Raw genomic sequence first — 18,782 nt, 5'->3', positions numbered from 1 at the left:
AATCAATCTTAACGTTTGTTCTAACAAGAGAGAATTGATTGATAAGACGCAAATAAAGAGTTGAGAGAAGGCAAAAAATGAAAGCCTTTTCACAATGTGTATAAGATTAATAGAACAAAGTTATAAGGCTGACAACAAACCAATGGCGAAGTTGCAATTAGGTCCCAAAATCCATCTGATGATGGATTATTTTTCGTATTTAATCCAGCGAGTGAATCATGATCGTTTAACGGTTACCGCAGGCTCAATGGCTTATGTCACTTTATTATCATTGGTACCGCTCATTACTGTTGTTATTTCGGCGTTATCAGCAGTGCCTGTATTTGCAGGACTCGGTGAGCAATTACAAAACTTTGTGATTGAGAATTTTGTACCAGCGGCTGGTGCGGTCGTTAAAACCTACTTAAATGAGTTTGTTTCTAATGCTGGTAAAATGACGGCTGTCGGTATTGCGGCTTTGTTTGTGGTTGCCATGATGTTGATTTCATCAATAGATACCTCGTTAAATTATATCTGGCGAATTAAAAAGAAACGTCGTTGGATTATTTCGTTTTCAATCTATTGGATGATTTTAACGTTAGGACCGATCCTGTTAGGTTCTAGTATTGCGGTTAGTTCTTACCTTGGTTCACTGGCATTACTTGAGCATCAAGCTTTACACGGTCTTTTACAGCAGTCCTTACGCTGGTTTCCTTCTCTAATGTCGAGTTTGGCATTTTTATTGCTCTACTTATTAGTACCGAATTGTAAAGTGACGTTCCGTCATGCACTGATTGGTAGTCTAAGTGCGAGTATTTTATTTGAGCTAAGTAAGAAAGGTTTTGCGATTTACCTCGCGCATTTTCATTCTTATCAGATGATTTACGGCGCCTTAGCTGCAATTCCTATCTTATTTGTTTGGATTTATTTATGTTGGTGCATTGTTTTACTGGGCGCAGAGATCACGGCCAGTTTAGGTGAGCGTGGTTTTTGGGAGCAGGCGAATCAGTTATCATTACCGACAGACCAAAAATCGGATGACAAGTCACAGAATATGAAAGAGGAAGAAAAATGATTGCACTAATCCAACGAGTTACTGAGGCTAGCGTGACGGTAGATGGACAGATCACTGGCGCCATTGGCAAAGGCTTGTTAGTGCTATTAGGCGTTGAAAAAGGTGATGATGAAGCAAAAGCACAAAAACTGCGTGATAAAGTGCTAGGTTACCGTGTCTTTAGTGATGACGATGGAAAAATGAATTTAAACGTGCAACAGGCGGGTGGCAGTGTATTGGTTGTATCGCAATTTACATTAGCGGCAGATACTAAAAAGGGTATGCGCCCAGGTTTTTCGAGTGGGGCTGCTCCTGTTGATGCTGAACGTCTTTATGAATATTTTGTCGAACAATGTAAGGTAAAAGAAATTCAAACAGAAACGGGTATCTTTGCTGCCGATATGCAAGTAGCACTAAATAACGATGGTCCAGTGACGTTCTGGCTGCAAGTCTAGAAAATCACATGACCATTAGAGATACTCCATAAACCGAGAATGGAAAGAGAGGGAATTCATGTTTCGATTAGTGACGCCTCAAACAGATGAGCAGTTGGCGAGCTATTACCATTTTCGTTGGCGGATGTTGCGTGAACCTTGGCAAATGCCGCAGGGCTCTGAACGAGATGCGTATGATGAACTGAGTGAACATCGTATGATCATCAATAATCGTGATCAGGTGGTGGCGATTGGGCGTTTATATTTAACGCCTGATAATGAGGGACAAGTACGTTATATGGCGGTTGACCCTGATGTTCGTCACCATGGTTTAGGCGGCTTAATTTTAATGGCCCTTGAATCACTAGCAAGGCAAGACGGTGCTAAGCGCATGGTGTGTAACGCTCGTGAAGATGCTATCCCGTTTTATTTAAAAAATGGCTTTGCCAGTGAAGGTGAACTGAGTGATGAGCGAGGTCCTGTTCGTCACCAGCAAATGCTTAAACATCTTGAGCCATTAAATGAAGTTGTGCGTCACCCTGAATGGTGTCAGGAGCTACAGACACTTTGGCAACAACAGATCCCGATCAGCGATAAAATGGGGATAAAAATCAACCAATATACAGGTTATCGCTTTGAAGTTAGTGCGCTGTTCAATGCCAATCTAAATCCTAATGAGTTTATGTTTGCGGGTAGCATTTTTACCATGGCAACCTTAGCGGGCTGGGGCTTTATTTGGTTATTGCTGAAAGAGCGAGGGTTAGAAGGTAATATCATTTTGGTTGATAGCCATATCCGTTATTCAGCCCCTGTGACAGAGCGACCTAAAGCGGTGAGCACCATAGAAGATTTACGCGGTGATATTGATCGCTTAGCGAAAGGTCGTAAGGGGCGTATCAGCATTGATGTGAATGTGTATAGCGGCGGTAAAGTCGCTTCTAGTTTTACCGGTACTTACTTGATCTTACCGCTACACGTTGAAAACGAATTCACTTCTGTTTGATCGGCATGCCAACGACGTTCGACTTGTTGGCAGTTTTCTTTTAATACCCATTCTAGTTGTTGCTGTTTTGGGATCGCCAGATCCCAATGACTGGTAAGAGATAGGCTAAAATTTTCATTACTTACAAGCCAAGTTGGGATAGTGATTTTCCCTCTTTCTGTGGTGATTTTAAGTGGTGATAGCGTTAAGGCTTGGGTGTGACTATCGCTGCTTTCCTTGTTGTTATCTAATACCATACCAAATAACTTTCCTTTCGTTTTCCAGTTATCGAGTAATTGTGTTGGTGCAATATTATTTAAATGAATCTCTCTAAAGGTGAGAGCGGTTTGCCCAGATAAACTGTAATTGAAGCTTTGGCGATTACTCGCTAATCCTTGTGCGTGTATTGTTCCGTCAATTTTACCCTTCAAGGGTAATGGTAATTTGAACCAACGATAAATGAGAGCGGCGGGAATACTATCATTGGAGATAGAAAGGGACCAAGGCTGACCTTGTTGCGCTAATTGAATGTTCGCGTCAGCTGTTAACATGCCATCAGTAAAAGGTAAGATAAATTTATCGATGACCCAATCGCCATTAAAACTGGTCATTTCTACAATCGGATCGACAAAAACAATTTGGTTGACGCTGGCAAAGCTTAGGCTAGTATCAAGATTACCTTGCCATAGTCCCCATTGATGTTGATGCTTTACTACCACATCGTTACCGTCAATATATATTCCTGCGAGTTGAAACGGTAGCTGAGTGTCAGTTGATGTTAACTGTATATTATTGATATCAAGTTTATCGATAGTTAGCTCTGATAGTCTTGAGGTTAATGTTTTTGTCGTATGGAACCACTGTGGAGGAAGAAAGCCTTTTATACCTGAGATCAACAATTTTTTTAGTTTGACCTTGTCAGGTGAAATTTCGCCATCCATACGCATATAACCACTGAGTAACTGAGCCGAAAGACCCTGACTGTTGATCTTTTCTGGCATGAAATTCAGCTCAACGATAGGTTGTTCAAATACGATATCGTGCCATTTCGCATTACTGGCACTGACAGATAAATGGGCGTTATCTTGTTGCCAGTAACTGTTAGGCCATGACCAATTCTCTAATGACAAACTAATATCATCAGCAGCCCAACTAGGTTGTTCAATACTGCTGTCTAGAATGTCTGCGCGTTTAATCATTATATGACGAACGGGGGTGGCATCAGTTAACCATTGCGGCCATGCGGTCAATGGTTGTGATTGTTGGATGCGAAGGTTAGTTAGCGTGAACTGATCTAACGTTAATAACTGAGTGTCACTGTTATAGTCTGCGGTACCATTAAAGTTCGCTCGTTGCCATTTTCCTGAAAACCCTGTCAGTTGCCACTGTTGGTGCTGTTTTGTCCCGTTTAATAACAAATTTTCTAGCGTATGATTGTGCCATGTTATTTGTGGAACACTTAATTGAAACTGTCCACTAAATTGCTGCCACCAAGGTTGTTGATGATCACTATATTGCCAATTATCAATTTGAAGCTGCGCATGGTTGATTGTTATCGCTGGAGTGGCTATCGAGAGATCATTAATCGCTAAACGGTTAATAGAAAATGCAGAGAGATGTTCAAATTTATCCCATTGCTGATGATTTAAATTGATCCCATCAATAATGACGTTGGAAAAAATTAGATGTTGTGTTTGTAATGATCGGGATGAAAGTTCGAGAGTGATACTGTGAACTGACAATAAGGTTTTATCCGCCTTTTTTACGGTTAGCGGTTGAAGCGTTATTTGTAGTGGTTGTTTTATATCATAGTGTAATTGTGTTTCAGCTAACTGGTAGTGTGAGAAAAAGGCGAGGGTATGGTTGAGTATGGGAGTAGCATAGCGGGTTTGAAGCAAGACGATAAGTACCACGATACTCAGTCCGCCAAGCAGTAATACAGAAGTAATAAGTTTGGCAGCCCTACGCATAATCCATTCCCTGAAAGCTATTAATACATTTTATTATTTATATGATGAGATTGGCGCAAATATCAGTACTTGGCAAGGTATGTGAGTCGGATTTGAGGCACGCTATGGTTATTGAATTAACACTAGTCTAGTGATTCAAGATATAAAAAAAGCCCCTATAAATAGGGGCTTGGTTGTTTGAGAGTTAATCGAGCTGTGGGCCAGCTTTGACTAAAGACTCGCCTTCTGTGGTATCGGTATATTTATCGAAGTTTGCGATAAATCGACTGGCAAGATCTTTGGCTTTACTTTCCCATTGCAGCGGGTCTGTATAGGTATTACGAGGATCTAGGATCTCAGGGGCGACACCTGGTAATGCTGTCGGTACGGTTAAATTGAAAATAGGAATTTGCTTTGTTGGTGCGCTATCAATCGAGCCATCTAAAATAGCATCGATAATGCCACGAGTATCTTGGATCGAAATACGTTTACCTGTGCCATTCCAGCCTGTATTAACTAAGTAGGCTTCAGCTCCCGCCGCTTCCATACGTTTCACTAACACTTCGGCATATTGTGTTGGGTGTAGTGTAAGGAAGGCATTACCAAAGCATGCAGAGAAGGTCGGCGTTGGTTCTGTAATACCACGTTCAGTCCCCGCGAGTTTTGCAGTAAAACCTGACAAGAAATGATATTTAGTTTGTTCGGGGGTTAGCTTGGATACTGGAGGTAATACACCAAAAGCATCTGCAGATAAGAAAATAACCTTATTGGCATGACCACCTTTTGAGATAGGTTTTACAATATTATCGATATGATAAATCGGGTAAGACACACGGGTGTTTTCTGTTTTTGAATTATCATTAAAATCGATAGAACCATCATTACGTACTGTTACGTTTTCCAGTAACGCATCACGACGAATAGCATGGTAAATATCAGGTTCAGCTTCTTTTGAAAGGTTAATGGTTTTTGCGTAACATCCACCTTCAAAGTTAAACACACCATTATCATCCCAGCCATGCTCATCATCACCAATTAATGCACGTTTAGGATCTGTCGATAAGGTTGTCTTACCTGTGCCAGATAAGCCAAAAAAGATAGCGGTATCACCATTTTCCCCAATATTGGCAGAGCAATGCATAGAGGCTATACCTTTGAGAGGTAAAAAGTAGTTCATCATCGCGAACATCCCTTTTTTCATCTCGCCGCCATACCATGTACCACCAATAAGCTGCACTTTTTCAGAGAGGTTAAATACCGTGAAGTTCTCTGAGTTCATACCGTGCTCTTGCCATTTAGGGTTAGTACACTTCGAGCCATTCATGATCACAAAGTCGGGTTCAAATGTTGCTAACTCAGCTTCTGTTGGGCGAATAAACATGTTTTTAACGAAGTGTGCTTGCCAAGCGACTTCAGTGATCACCCGAATACATATACGTGTATCAGGATTAGCGCCACAATAGCCATCTACCACAAAAAGACGCTTGTTAGAGAGTTGTGCTGTTACGAGAGATTTCAGATCAAGCCATGCTCGTTGGCTAAGTGGCTTATTATCGTTCTTGCCTTGATCTGACCACCACAAGGTATCTTGGGTAGTGTCGTCTTTTACAATAAACTTATCTTGTGGTGAACGACCGGTAAATATCCCTGTATCAACAGCAACTGCACCAAGTTCGGTGACAATGCCTTTTTCAAACCCTTTTAATTCTGTTTTCGTCTCTTCTGCGAAAAGTATTTCGTAAGAAGGATTACGAATCACATCTGCAACATTGAGTATTCCGTATTGGGACAAATCCATGTTCGTTGCAACCTTATTATCGACACACATTGTGCTCATTGGCGCTCCTTGGGTAAGATGTTGTTTAACTATTAACCATGCTAGCAACCATAACGGGCTAAATCAGGGATATACATCATAAAATAACCCTAACCTATATAAGGCTAACGGGCGTGTGAATTAGATGTTTTTATTTAGTTTACAGGGCGGTTAAAGCAGAAATCTAGAGGGTTGAATTATTATTTCTGGTGAAAAAAGAAGCGTTTTTTAGTGATTCACTTTCAAGTTTTAGTTGAAATGTTGTTTTTTAATATGAAGAAGCCGGCATATATGCCGGCTTTGTAATTATATTTCAGGCTTAATACGAGGCGAGAATTAATGAACCTTGCTGTCGTCAGCCTTGCCTGCATTTTCGCGAAGTGCTGCAATATCAATACTATCGAAGTCATAGTCAGTACCACAGTAATCACAATGGAGTGATACTTTTCCGTCTTCCGCTAAGATCTTTTCAATCTCATCAGGGTGAAGGCTAATAACCGCTGAACCACTACGTTCGCGTGAACAGCTACATTCAAAGCTGACTGCTTGTGGCTCGAATACTTTGACTTCTTCTTGGTGATATAAACGGTAAAGTAGATCTTGTGCGTCTAAGCTAAATAGCTCGTCATCTTTTACCGTATCAGTAATTGTTTCTAAGTGCTCGAAATCGCCTTCACTACCCTGACCATCTGGCATTACTTGTAATAACATACCTGCGGCTTTTGGTTGGCCTTCAAACTCACCGGTACGCAACCAGATACGTGTTTTTAGCTGTTCAGAGTTTCTAAAGTAAGCCTCTAAACATTCCGCCATAGTTTCACCTTCAAGGCCAACGACACCTTGGTAGCGCTCACCTTTGGTAGGAAGAATAGTGATCACCATGTAGCCCTTGCCCATTAGGTCATGGATAGTGCTATCGTCTTTAATATCACCTTCCCAGCGAGCCACACCACGTAGCTTTTGGTTTTGATCGCCATTAATCACAGCAAGGCTAACAGGACCATCGCCTTGTACTTGTACGGTGATTGAGCCTTCAAATTTTAACGTGGCTGTTAATAGACTTGTTGCGACTAACAATTCACCAAGTAGTGTTTTGATCGGTGCTGGGTAGTCAGTGCTTGAGATAATTTGTTGGTAAGTATCACCTAACTGTACTAATTCACCACGTACAGAAACGCTATCAAATAGGTAACGGTTTAAAAAATCTTGTGTCATGTTCTCTTTCTCTCCAGCTGTGGCGCCAACCCTGCCATCATATTTGGTAGTGCATTTAAATGCGTTATACCCAGTATTCCAATGAACTCATGTGGCTCAGCATTTGGCTTACTTGATATAAAGCACTCTGCTATTACCAACAATGAATGGATTAAGGCTGGCAACCTTTTATTCTGATGTATTGATGTTTTTGAATCTCATGATGTCACGACGCTGTTTTTTATCAGGTCGTTTGATCGGACTCGGACTATCAAAAGCATTGAGTTTGCGCATTTGTGCATGGCGTTCCCGTAACTCAATACTTTGTGCTGTTTCTTGATATAGCAATTGTGCTTCCGGTGCACCACGGCGGGTATCAGAGATTTTTTCGATGGTAACGGTTTTTTCATCGTTACCTTGGCGCAATTTTACTTCTGCGCCAACTTCAACCATTTTACTCGGTTTTGAGCGTTGCCCGTTATATTGTACTTTGCCGCCATCAATCATCGCGCGAGCAATAGAACGAGTTTTATAAAAACGTGCAGCCCATAACCATTTATCAAGACGAACCTGTTTTAGTTCGGATGTCGCTTGACCCATAACGGTTCCTTTATTCAAAGGGGCGATAAAATATCACATTGTTTTAATAGCGTCAGCTACCACGTATTACTAATAAATGGTGATGTTAATCAGGATTTTCAATCATCAACCAAGAATTTATTACAAATTATCGGTAGTCTTTTGAGTAATTTGCTTTTTTTTTTTAATAATGAATAGCATTCAAAGTGTTAAAAAGAGATCATAATAGTTAGTTACAATATCCCTCTATTATATAGGGAAAAGTAATATACCTCCTGATATTCATTAAATGGATTTCCACTATGCAAGTACCTACATGGCTGCCCATGATGACCACAAAGCGCCCAATGTCTCAGCGCACACTTACTCGACTACTAACGTGGCTATTAGTGGTTATTTTAGCGTGGATTTCTGGCCGAATGGTGTGGATGTTATTAGCGCCAACAACAACAGTGGCACCTTGGCAAGCGAAGTCAGTAAAAGTGGCTACATCAGGCTCTGATATAAATGTAGGTAACTTATTGTCCATGAATCTATTTGGGCAATATAACGCGCAGCCAAAGGCCGTTGAAGCCATTGTCAAAAAAGACGCGCCACAAACGCGATTGAATTTAAAGTTGGTTGGGGTTGTCGCGAGCAGTGATCCCCAATCCGCCTTTGCCGTTATCACAAATAATGGTAAGCAAAATACTTATGGTATTAATGAAGTTGTTGATGGTACCCGTGTGACATTAAAAGCGGTGTATAACGATCGCGTTATTATTAGTAATAGTGGTCGTGATGAAACCGTGATGCTTGAAGGGTTAAAATTCTCTAAATCAGCCCAGCCAGCGTATCAAAAATCAGCTTCAAATAACGCGACTAAACCAAATGTCGACAGCTCTAAATTAGCAGAGATCAAAAAGAAAATTTTAGCTCAACCTCAATCTCTATTTAGTTATATTCGCTTATCTCAAGTGAAGAAGGATGGCGAAGTACAGGGATATCGAGTTAATCCGGGTAAAGACCGAATTTTATTTGATTCTGTTGGTCTGAAAGCGAATGACTTAGCGGTAGCGATTAACGGTAATAGCTTGACTGATCCAAGTGTGATGGCAAAACTTTGGGCTGAGCTTTCTTCAGCAACTGATTTTACTTTGACGGTTGAACGCGGCGGTCAAGTTCATGATATTCACATTGAGCTGCAATAATAGCAGTGCATTGCGTGACAAAAAAGACGAAAACGCAGGAGTTTTTTGTGAAAAAATTAATGGGTAAAAGTGCCCTATGGTTAGCAAGTAGCTTGCTTTGTAGTTCGGCAGTGGCAGATGATCTAAGTGCCAATTTCAAAGGGACAGATATTCAAGAGTTCATCAATATTGTTGGACGCTCATTACATAAGACTATCATTATTGATCCTGCGGTTCGTGGTCAGGTAAATGTGCGTAGTTATGATCTTCTTAATGATGAGCAATATTACCGTTTCTTTCTTAACGTATTGGAAGTCTATGGTTTTGCTGTTGTTGAAATGGAAGATGGCGTACTAAAAGTTATTCGTGATAAAGATGCCAAAACCTCTGCGATCCCAGTTGTGGGTTCGAACGACAGTAATGTGCCTGGCGATGCTGTGGTTACACGAGTGATCGCAGTCAAAAACGTGTCAGTGCGAGAGCTTTCCCCATTATTGCGCCAACTTAACGATAATGCGGGTGCAGGTAATGTTGTTCACTATGATCCTGCCAACATCATTATGATCACTGGTCGTGCAGCGGTGGTTAACCGCTTAGCGGATATTATTGAGCGTGTCGATCGCGCTGGTAATAAAGATGTGACCGTCGTGTCGCTAAATAATGCGTCGGCACCTGAAATGGTGCGTATTGTTGAGTCGTTAAATAAAAGTGCTGATGCGAAATCAACCCCAGGATTTTTGATCCCGAAAGCGGTGGCAGATGAGCGAACCAACTCAGTATTAATTTCAGGCGATCCTAAAGTTCGGGAACGTTTAAAAGCCTTGATTCATAAGCTTGATAAAGAGATGGCAGTAAGCGGTAATAGTCGCGTTTTCTACCTAAAATACGCCAAAGCCGCCGATATGGTTGATGTGCTAAAAGGTGTGTCTGAAAACATCCAAGCGGCCAATAAGAGCAATGCTCCTCAATCGAGCACTTCAAGCAAAGATGATGTGCAGGTTGCTGCTCATGAGGCAACTAACTCTCTGATTATTTCCGCACCCAGTGATGTGATGAATAAACTTGCGGCGATTATCTCTGGATTAGATATTCGTCGTGCCCAAGTCCATATCGAAGCCATGATTGTAGAAGTACAAGAAGGTGACGGTATGAACTTTGGCGTTCAATGGGGCTCACAAGAGGGGGGGGTGATCCAATTTGGTAACACCGGCGCACCTATTGGCGGGTTATTGTCCGCACAAGAGGCTGCGAAAGATAAAGAAACTAAAACAGACATTCTTGATGCTTCGGGTAATCCAATACCTGGCAAGTTCCGTACGGTTACTGAAAGCGGTGATTTAGCACCAATGGCGGCCTTCTTAGGGGGGATTCAAGGTGTTGGTGCGGCAATCAGTATGGGCGATTGGACGGCACTGGTTAGCGCGATTAAGAAAAACCGTAATGTTAATGTGCTTTCGACACCGAACATTACCGTACTCGATAACCAAGAAGCGAATTTATCAGTCGGTCAGGAAGTCCCTGTGACGACCGGTTCACAAACAGGCTCTAATAACGATAATCCGTTTACTACGGTTGAGCGTAAGGATGTCGGTATTCAACTTAAAGTCACCCCACAGATCAACGAAGGGGACTCGGTTCAAATGAATATTGAACAGGTTGTCTCGCAAGTGGCTGATGCTAATGGGGCCGTTGATATTCGTTTTGATAAGCGAGAGCTAACCACATCGGTATTGGTTAAAGACGGTAACATGATCGCGCTAGGTGGCTTAATGCAAGAGAAGACCCTTGAGTCTGAGCAAAAAGTACCGATTTTAGGTGATATTCCCGTGCTTGGTGCGTTATTCCGCTCTACCAATAACACAACCGAAAAAACCAATCTAATGGTTTTTATTCGCCCAACCATTTTGCGTGATGGGATGAGCGCTGATGGTATAACGCAGCGCAAGTACAACTATATTCGTGCGCAGCAGTTATACCAAGCAGAGCAAGGTATGCGTTTGTTGGACGCTGATATGCCTGTATTACCAAAGTACGGTGAAGATATGGATTTACCGGCTGAAGTGCGTGCCTTTGTTTCTCAGTTGGAGCAACGCTAATGGCTGATGGGTTTTTAGAAACAGAATCAACGGTAACGTTTCGATTACCTTTCTCTTTTGCCAAGCGCCATCATGTGGTGGTAGAGGCAGGTGAGCAAGGATGGCAACTCTATTTCAGCGGACAATTATCTGCTGCAGTACTTGCTGAAGTGCGTCGAGTGCTAGGTTGCTGTTTTACGCCCATCGCATTAAGTGACAGTGAGTTTGAGCAAAAGTTAACACAAGCATACCAACGTGATTCATCAGAAGCCCGTCAGTTAATGCAAGATTTGGGCTCTGATAGTGATGACTTCTTTGCGCTTGCTGAAGACTTACCTGAAACAGAAGATTTGCTGGAATCGGAAGATGATGCTCCGATTATCAAATTGATCAATGCCATGTTGGCCGAAGCGATCAAAGAAGGGGCATCTGATATTCACATCGAAACCTTTGAAAAAGTACTATCGATCCGTTTTCGTATCGATGGCATGTTACGTGAAGTCTTACAGCCAAGCCGTAAATTAGCACCGCTGCTTGTTTCACGTATTAAGGTTATGGCAAAGCTTGATATTGCAGAAAAACGTATTCCTCAAGATGGTCGTATTTCACTGCGAATAGGTGGTCGTGCGGTCGATGTGCGTGTATCAACCATGCCTTCTTCTCATGGCGAGCGAGTGGTATTGCGTTTATTAGATAAAAACGCGACACGTCTTGATTTGCATAGCTTAGGTATGACGCCGGAAAACCACCAAGCGTTTAGAAAAATCATCGAGCGTCCACACGGTATTATCTTGGTCACAGGTCCGACTGGTTCGGGTAAGTCCACGACCTTATATGCGGGTTTACAAGAGCTTAACAGTGCTGAGCGCAATATTTTAACCGTGGAAGATCCGATTGAATTTGATATCGATGGGATTGGACAAACGCAAGTTAACAGCAAAGTTGATATGACGTTTGCACGTGGTTTACGTGCCATTCTTCGTCAAGATCCCGATGTAGTGATGATTGGTGAGATCCGTGATTTAGAAACCGCAGCCATAGCTGTTCAAGCATCACTGACAGGCCATATGGTGTTATCAACTCTTCACACTAATACTGCGGTCGGTGCAATCACCCGTTTACGTGATATGGGTATTGAACCCTTCTTAGTGTCATCTTCACTACTTGGGGTACTAGCCCAACGATTAGTGCGAACGCTATGTAAAGATTGTCGTCAGCCTTATGAAGCGGATAGCCAGCAGAAAAAGCTATTTAATTTAGCCGAATCTGAATCACTGACATTATATCGCCCAACTGGTTGTGAGCACTGTAACCAAAAAGGTTATCGTGGTCGTACGGGTATTCATGAACTATTGCTGGTGGATGAACGGGTACAAGAGTTAATCCATGGTGAGGCGGGTGAGCAAGCGATTGAGAAATACGTGCGTCAATATACGCCAAGTATTCGCGATGATGGTTTAGCGAAAGTACGTCAAGGGATCACCACACTTGAAGAAGTGATGCGTGTAACGAAGGAGGGCTAATGGCGGCATTTGAATACAAAGCCTTAGATGCCAAAGGCCGACAGAAAAAAGGGGTGATTGAGGGGGATACAGCCCGTCAAGTACGCCAACAATTACGTGAAAAAGGCATGGTGCCGATAGAGGTTACTCAAACCTCAGGTCAAAGTCGCAGTAAAACCTCGACGCGTAAACAGTTCAGCTTTAAACGTGGGATCAGTACCAATGAGCTTGCCTTGATCACCCGTCAGTTAGCAACACTTGTACAAGCGTCAATGCCATTAGAAGAATGTATTAAGGCGGTAGCGGAGCAAAACGAAAAGCCACGTTTAAAAAACATTTTATTGGCGGTACGTTCACGGGTAGTGGAAGGGTATACCTTAGCCGACAGTATGGCGGAATATCCCCATATTTTTGATCAACTCTTTCGCGCCATGGTGGCGGCGGGGGAAAAATCGGGCCACCTTGATACGATTTTAAATCGTTTGGCAGATTACACTGAAAACCGTCAACAAATGCGCAGTAAATTACAGCAAGCGATGATTTATCCCATCATGTTAACGCTTGTCGCGGTGTCTGTGGTGGCATTTTTGCTGGCAACAGTTGTACCTAAAATTGTCGATCAATTTGTACAAATGGGGCAACAATTACCAACTATTACGGAAGTGTTATTGGCTGCAAGTAACTTTGTTCAGCATTGGGGATTAGTGGTCGTGATAGTGATTATATCAATCATCACTTTGATCAAAACAGCCCTCAAGCAGCCAAAGTATCGGATGAAGTGGGATCGCGGCATATTACATGTACCAGTGATTGGTAAAGTCGCACGAGGGTTAAATACCTCACGTTTTGCGCGAACATTATCGATTTGTACATCCAGTGCGATTCCATTACTAGATGGGATGAAGGTCGCTTCTGATGTCATGACCAATACGTATGTGAATAAGAAAATTTTATCTGCTGCAGATAATGTACGTGAAGGGGGAAGTCTACGAGTATCCCTTGAGCAAACAAAATTGTTCCCACCGATGATGCTACACATGATTGCGAGTGGTGAACGAAGCGGCGAGTTAGAGCAAATGCTAACCCGTGCAGCAGATAACCAAGATCGTGATTTTGAATCACTTGTTAATATGGCACTAGGGGTCTTTGAGCCATTATTAATTGTCGCTATGGCTGGGGTGGTAATGTTTATTGTTATCGCAACCTTAATGCCAATTATTGAACTGAACAACATGGTTGGGATGTAGTTTTTCTTCGGAGGTTTTAATGCAACAAAAACAACGTGGTTTTACCCTATTAGAAGTAATGGTGGTAATTGTGATTTTGGGCGTATTAGCGAGTTTAGTCGTTCCCAATCTATTAGGTAACAAAGAAAAAGCTGACCAACAAAAAGTTGTGACGGATATTAGTGCGCTTGAACAGTCTTTAGAAATGTACAAGTTAGATAACAGCGTATATCCAACAACCGATCAAGGTTTAGAGGCATTGGTGACTAAGCCGTCATCTTCTCCTGAGCCACGTAATTACCGTGATGGTGGTTACATTAAGCGTCTACCTAAAGATCCTTGGGGTTATGAGTACCATTATGTGGCACCAGGTGAGCACGGCGCGATTGATATCTTTAGTTTGGGCGCAGATGGTCAAGAAGGTGGTGATGGTGTGAATACCGACATCGGCAACTGGAACATGTTGGATTACAACAAGAAGTAATAAGTATTTATGATGAAACGTAGTGCAGGTTTTACTCTCATTGAAATGATGTTGGTGCTGGTGTTACTCGCAACCAGCGCAGTTGCGGTGATCTCAACTTTACCGGATAACAAACGAGATGAGGTAAAAGAGCAAGCTGTACGTTTTCATCATCTCGCCCAACTATTGGGTGAGGATGCAATGCTTAATGGTGTGGACTACGGCATTCGTGTTGAGCCACACCAATATAATTTTTTGCAATTAACTCAAGATGGCTGGCAACCGTTAGAAGGTGCCAAATTTTATACTGATGTGAAGTTAGATAACGCTATTACAACTCAGGTTGAAATTGGCGGAGCATGGAAAGATAAAGACCGACTTTTTAAATCAGATTCACTGTTTAAAGATGAAGACTTATTTACAAAGTCAGACGAAGAAAAGAAAAAGATCAAACCTCAAATTGTGGTTATGGCCAGTGGTGAATACACGCCGTTTACTCTAAGTTTTGAGGTCGACGGTGAAAATCAATTTTGGCGAGTCAGCGCCGATGAGGTGGGTAATTTAGTCTTGCTTAAGCCAGGTGAAACCTTAGAACAGGCAACAAAACGTGAGAAGTAAACAAGGCTTTACCTTATTAGAAGTGTTAGTTGCATTAGCCATTTTTGCTGTTGCTGCGCTGAGTATTATGAAAGCGGTCAGCCAACACTTAAATACGTTGGGCTATTTAGAAGAAAAAACCTTTGCTGCGATGGTGGCTGATAATGAACTCGCTCAATTACATTTAAGTGGTCAGTATCCAACCTCAAGTAAGACAGGTAAATCAACATTAGCCGATCGTGAGTGGTATTGGACGGTAAAAAGTATCAAAACGCAGCAGAAATTATTACGCCAAATTGAAATTTCGGTAGCAAGCGATCCACAGCGTGAACATTCAGTAATAACGGTAAAGACTTATGTCGTCAATTAATCATTCCCGCCAGCACGGTTTTACGTTACTGGAAGTACTTGTTGCGATAGCTGTCTTTGCCATGTTGAGCTTGTCCGCTTATCAAGTCATGAATAACGTGATGCGTAGTGATGCGCAATCAAAAGATCATAACCAAAGATTAAAAGAAATACAGCGTGCCACGATTATGATGGATAACGATTTTCGTCAAATTGTTGCTCGTAAAAGCAGACTTAATGGCGAAGAGCCTAACGATAAAGTGTTACAAGCCGGTGAGTACCTTTTGGATTCGAGTAGCGATGGGATCATGTTCGTGCGAACAGGCTGGCAAAATCCTCAAGCCATGTTTCCACGCGGTGATGTTACTCGCGTTGGCTATCGTGTAGTTGACGATCAATTAGAGCGTGTTTGGTTTCGCTATCCAGATAATGTTATTGGTGAAAAGCCACTGGTTAAAGTGTTATTAGACGGCGTGACTAAATTGCAGTTTTCCTTCTTCGCCGATAAAAAATGGCAAGATAAATGGGATACCGCAGATAAATTACCAGAAGGTATTAAAGTGACGATGACACTGAAAGATTTTGGTGAAATTGAGCGTATTTATCTTGTACCCACATCTGCATTATCTGCTTCTGCTGATTCGGAGCAATCACAATGATGAAAAAACAGCGCGGGGTCGCGTTAATTGTGGTGCTCTTGCTGGTCGCGTTAATGAGCTTGATCGCCGTACAAATGACGGGACGTTTACAACATAACTTTCATCGTGTTGAGAACCAAATTCAGCATCAGCAGGCGTATTGGTACAGTTTAGGGGTTGAAGCATTAGCCGAAAAAGGTCTCGCTTTAACGTTTAAAGACAGCAAGATTATTGATTTAACTCAGCCATGGGCAATAGAAGATCAAACCTATCCGATTGATGGTGCGGTAGTCACCGGTAGCATGTTTGATAAGCAAGCTTGCTTTAACATTAATGCGCTTGGTGCTGTAAAACCCATCGCTGATGGCAGTAAGCAGCCATTTTTGGTGACTTACTTTCAAAACATCATGATCGACAGTGGTGTTGATGATTATTCTGCAGAGCAAATCGCAGATTCTAGCTGGGAATTTATTGATAAGAATACCACGGTGCAATCAAGCTATGGTGGTGAAGACAGCACGTATGAAGCATTTCAACCGCCTTACTTACCCCCTAATGGTTGGTTAGCGGATCGCAGTGAATTACGTGCGATTAACGGGGTGACGGCTGATATTTATGAGAAAGTAAAAGGCTTGGTGTGTGCATTGCCAACCGATGATTTTAAACTCAATGTAAATACGATCACTGAAAAGCAGGCAGTATTATTGTCAGCCTTATTTTCGCCAGAGCTTTCATTAGATGCTGCAAAAAAAATTATTAAAGATCGCGATGCCCGTCGTAAAGGGTGGGACAGCGTTGATGATTTCATGAAAGAGCTACCACAAGGCGATCAAGCTGATAAACAAGAACAACAGAAAAAGTACTTAACGGTCAGCAGTAACTATTTTTCATTAGATGCTGAAATACAAATAGATAACGCCAGATTACGAGCGGTAACGCTATTTAAACGAGATGATAATAACAAGGTGACGGTTGTACGTCGCCAGTATGGAGGAATCCGTGAGCGAATTTCTGACGATAAGACTGAGTAGTCGGCCTGAGGTGCCGGTGCAATGGCTTGTCTGGTCGCCACAGCAGAACGAAGTGATTGCATCAGGTCAGTTAGCTGATATCACGCAATTAGATCAGCTAGTGGAATATGCGGGTACTCGGCCAGTATATGGTTTAGTGCCTACCAGTGAGATGCTATTAACACAAGTTACTATTCCTACCGGCAGTAGCCGCCAATTGACCGCTGTTTTACCTTATCTCTTAGAAGAAGAATTGGCGCAGGATGTTGAAAATTTACATGTTCAGTTGCTTCATCGGGAAGATGATGTTGCAACGGTAGCGCTTATTGAGCATCAAAAGATGCTGCAATGGTTATCTGCATTTAAAGAATGTGGTTTAGATCTGAAAAAAGTTATTCCAGACTGTTTGTGTTTGCCGCTGTTTGATGATGGTTATAGTGCTGCTGAAATTGAAGGGCAATGGTTGATCCGTCAATCAGAGTTTATGGGTATTTGTGCAGAAACGAGTTGGTTAGATGCATGGATCAGTGCCCAAAAAGCGCCAATTGTGTTAGCAGCAAGTGATGATGACAAGGACGACGACGAAGAGGCAGAGCAAGCTGCAATTGAATCTGCGGTGGCTGATGTTGAATCGAATCCAAGCCAAGTTGTCATACACCATTATACATCAGCACCTCAAGGTGTTAGTGGGCGTTGGCAAGCTCATGCACCTGAGCTCGTGATGCAACTGTTAGCGCTAGGGGCTGCGGGAAGTAAAGTCAATTTACTATCAGGGGCTTATAAACCACAAGCTGCTTGGCGTAAGCATTTAAAACCATGGCGTAAAGTCGCGATTGCCGCAAGTTTAGTACTTGCAGCGGTAGTCGGAGAACACGTAATGGAGTTACAACAGTTAGAGCATCAAGCCAAAGCGTACCGTGCTGAAAGTGAGCGGATCTTCCGTCAGGTTTTACCTCAGTTTAAACGTATTCCGTCACAGAGTTATTTGAAAAATCAAATGAACGCAGCATTGAAAAGCTTAGGTGGACAGGGAGCGGATAATGGTATTTTAATGTGGTTAAGCGAGTTAAAGCCGGCATTATCAAAAGCACCGAGCGTGAAAATCGTTAATCTAAAATACGATCAAAAGCGAGGCGAGCTACGTTTACAAGCAACGGCTTCTGACTTCCAAGATTTTGAGAAATTACGCAGTGTGTTGACGAAAGACTTTACTGTTGAGCAAGGTCAATTAAGCAAAGAAGATGGCTTAGTCAGTGGTGCCGTCGTGCTAAGGAGAAAAGCATAATGGCAGAAATTAAGGCATGGTGGAAAGCATTAAGCCAGCGAGAGCAGTATCTTGTTATGGGTGCTGGCGGTGCTTTATTGCTAGCTATCTTGTACTGGGGGCTATGGCAACCATTAACTCAACGCACTGAATTAGCACAAACACGTATTCAAAGTGAACGTCAGCTATTGTCTTGGGTTGAAGGTAAAGCAAATAAGATCACGGCGTTTAAGCGTGCTGGTGGTACGGTAAATGTCAGTGACAAAGGACTTAACCAAGTGGTAAATGAAACGACGGAACGTTTTAAGATTGAATTGATCCGTATGCAACCACGTAATGATGCGATTCAAGTATGGGTAAAGCCTGTACCCTTCAATGCATTACTCAATTGGCTCTCTTACCTGCAAGATAACTTTGGGATTGAAACACAATTTATGGATATCTCAAAAACAGATCAAAACGGTATGGTTGAAGTAAACCGATTACAGTTAGGACGAGGGTAA

At 42.2% G+C, this 18,782-nt stretch carries 18 protein-coding genes; 14 read left to right on the top strand and 4 right to left on the bottom strand.

What is annotated here, in order from left to right; translation table 11 throughout:
* Positions 1–142 precede the first annotated feature (142 nt).
* The 3 genes from CTN01_RS18225 to CTN01_RS18215 are packed head-to-tail and all read left to right on the top strand — an operon-like array spanning position 143 to position 2,470.
* On the top strand, positions 143–1,054 hold the full coding sequence (locus CTN01_RS18225) for a virulence factor BrkB family protein (RefSeq protein WP_045128865.1): 912 nt from the start codon (positions 143–145) through the stop codon (positions 1,052–1,054).
* Complete coding sequence (gene dtd / locus CTN01_RS18220) at positions 1,051–1,488, top strand: D-aminoacyl-tRNA deacylase (protein ID WP_045084559.1); 438 nt, start codon at positions 1,051–1,053, stop codon at positions 1,486–1,488. Before CTN01_RS18225 ends, dtd begins: the two co-directional genes overlap by 4 nt.
* Positions 1,489–1,546: 58 nt before the next feature.
* Positions 1,547–2,470, top strand: a complete 924-nt coding sequence (locus CTN01_RS18215) for a bifunctional GNAT family N-acetyltransferase/hotdog fold thioesterase (protein ID WP_005372529.1) — start codon at positions 1,547–1,549, stop codon at positions 2,468–2,470.
* On the opposite strand, the gene CTN01_RS18210 is transcribed toward CTN01_RS18215, so the two are convergent.
* From CTN01_RS18210 to hslR, 4 genes are all read right to left on the bottom strand, one after another.
* Positions 2,422–4,419, bottom strand: a complete 1,998-nt coding sequence (locus tag CTN01_RS18210; protein WP_045150037.1) for an AsmA family protein — start codon at positions 4,417–4,419, stop codon at positions 2,422–2,424. The genes CTN01_RS18215 and CTN01_RS18210 overlap by 49 nt on opposite strands.
* Positions 4,420–4,603: 184 nt before the next feature.
* A complete protein-coding gene (gene pckA / locus CTN01_RS18205; protein WP_045150036.1) occupies positions 4,604–6,235 on the bottom strand; it encodes a phosphoenolpyruvate carboxykinase (ATP) in 1,632 nt (543 codons plus the stop codon).
* A gap of 315 nt (positions 6,236–6,550) precedes the next feature.
* Positions 6,551–7,429, bottom strand: a complete 879-nt coding sequence (gene hslO, locus CTN01_RS18200) for an Hsp33 family molecular chaperone HslO (RefSeq protein WP_045150035.1) — start codon at positions 7,427–7,429, stop codon at positions 6,551–6,553.
* 168 nt (positions 7,430–7,597) lie between these two features.
* Positions 7,598–8,008 (bottom strand): ribosome-associated heat shock protein Hsp15, encoded by a 411-nt coding sequence (gene hslR / locus CTN01_RS18195; protein WP_005372542.1) that lies wholly within the window; start codon positions 8,006–8,008, stop codon positions 7,598–7,600.
* 281 nt (positions 8,009–8,289) lie between these two features.
* On the opposite strand from hslR, the gene gspC reads away from it, so the two are divergent.
* Genes gspC through CTN01_RS18140 form a run of 11 tightly spaced genes read left to right on the top strand, consistent with a single transcriptional unit; the run spans position 8,290 to position 18,782 of the window.
* The gene (gene gspC / locus CTN01_RS18190) at positions 8,290–9,177 is read left to right on the top strand and encodes a type II secretion system protein GspC (RefSeq protein WP_045150034.1); all 888 of its coding nucleotides are present in this window, start codon (positions 8,290–8,292) and stop codon (positions 9,175–9,177) included.
* Positions 9,178–9,224: 47 nt separating this feature from the next.
* Positions 9,225–11,252 carry a type II secretion system secretin GspD gene (gene gspD, locus CTN01_RS18185; protein WP_045186340.1) on the top strand — a complete coding sequence of 676 codons (2,028 nt, stop codon included), beginning with the start codon at positions 9,225–9,227 and terminating at the stop codon, positions 11,250–11,252.
* Positions 11,252–12,754, top strand: coding sequence for a type II secretion system ATPase GspE (gene gspE / locus CTN01_RS18180; protein WP_045150033.1), 1,503 nt, complete (start codon positions 11,252–11,254; stop codon positions 12,752–12,754). Before gspD ends, gspE begins: the two co-directional genes overlap by 1 nt.
* The gene (gene gspF / locus CTN01_RS18175; protein WP_045150032.1) at positions 12,754–13,980 is read left to right on the top strand and encodes a type II secretion system inner membrane protein GspF; all 1,227 of its coding nucleotides are present in this window, start codon (positions 12,754–12,756) and stop codon (positions 13,978–13,980) included. Before gspE ends, gspF begins: the two co-directional genes overlap by 1 nt.
* Before the next feature lie 19 nt (positions 13,981–13,999).
* On the top strand, positions 14,000–14,443 hold the full coding sequence (gene gspG, locus CTN01_RS18170) for a type II secretion system major pseudopilin GspG (protein ID WP_005372551.1): 444 nt from the start codon (positions 14,000–14,002) through the stop codon (positions 14,441–14,443).
* 9 nt (positions 14,444–14,452) lie between these two features.
* A complete protein-coding gene (gspH, locus tag CTN01_RS18165) occupies positions 14,453–15,040 on the top strand; it encodes a type II secretion system minor pseudopilin GspH (protein WP_005372552.1) in 588 nt (195 codons plus the stop codon).
* A complete protein-coding gene (gspI, locus tag CTN01_RS18160; protein WP_045150031.1) occupies positions 15,030–15,389 on the top strand; it encodes a type II secretion system minor pseudopilin GspI in 360 nt (119 codons plus the stop codon). Before gspH ends, gspI begins: the two co-directional genes overlap by 11 nt.
* Positions 15,376–16,026 carry a type II secretion system minor pseudopilin GspJ gene (gspJ, locus tag CTN01_RS18155; RefSeq protein WP_045150030.1) on the top strand — a complete coding sequence of 217 codons (651 nt, stop codon included), beginning with the start codon at positions 15,376–15,378 and terminating at the stop codon, positions 16,024–16,026. The genes gspI and gspJ overlap by 14 nt, the downstream gene beginning before the upstream one ends.
* Positions 16,023–17,036 carry a type II secretion system minor pseudopilin GspK gene (gene gspK / locus CTN01_RS18150; RefSeq protein WP_045150029.1) on the top strand — a complete coding sequence of 338 codons (1,014 nt, stop codon included), beginning with the start codon at positions 16,023–16,025 and terminating at the stop codon, positions 17,034–17,036. The genes gspJ and gspK overlap by 4 nt, the downstream gene beginning before the upstream one ends.
* Positions 17,005–18,300 carry a type II secretion system protein GspL gene (gene gspL, locus CTN01_RS18145; RefSeq protein ID WP_244156099.1) on the top strand — a complete coding sequence of 432 codons (1,296 nt, stop codon included), beginning with the start codon at positions 17,005–17,007 and terminating at the stop codon, positions 18,298–18,300. Before gspK ends, gspL begins: the two co-directional genes overlap by 32 nt.
* Positions 18,300–18,782, top strand: coding sequence for a type II secretion system protein M (locus CTN01_RS18140; RefSeq protein WP_045150027.1), 483 nt, complete (start codon positions 18,300–18,302; stop codon positions 18,780–18,782). Before gspL ends, CTN01_RS18140 begins: the two co-directional genes overlap by 1 nt.

Source organism: Photobacterium angustum (assembly GCF_003026365.1).
GTDB lineage: Bacteria > Pseudomonadota > Gammaproteobacteria > Enterobacterales > Vibrionaceae > Photobacterium > Photobacterium angustum.
Note: the sequence above shows the minus strand (reverse complement) of the source record. Positions and strands in the feature narration are given on the sequence as shown.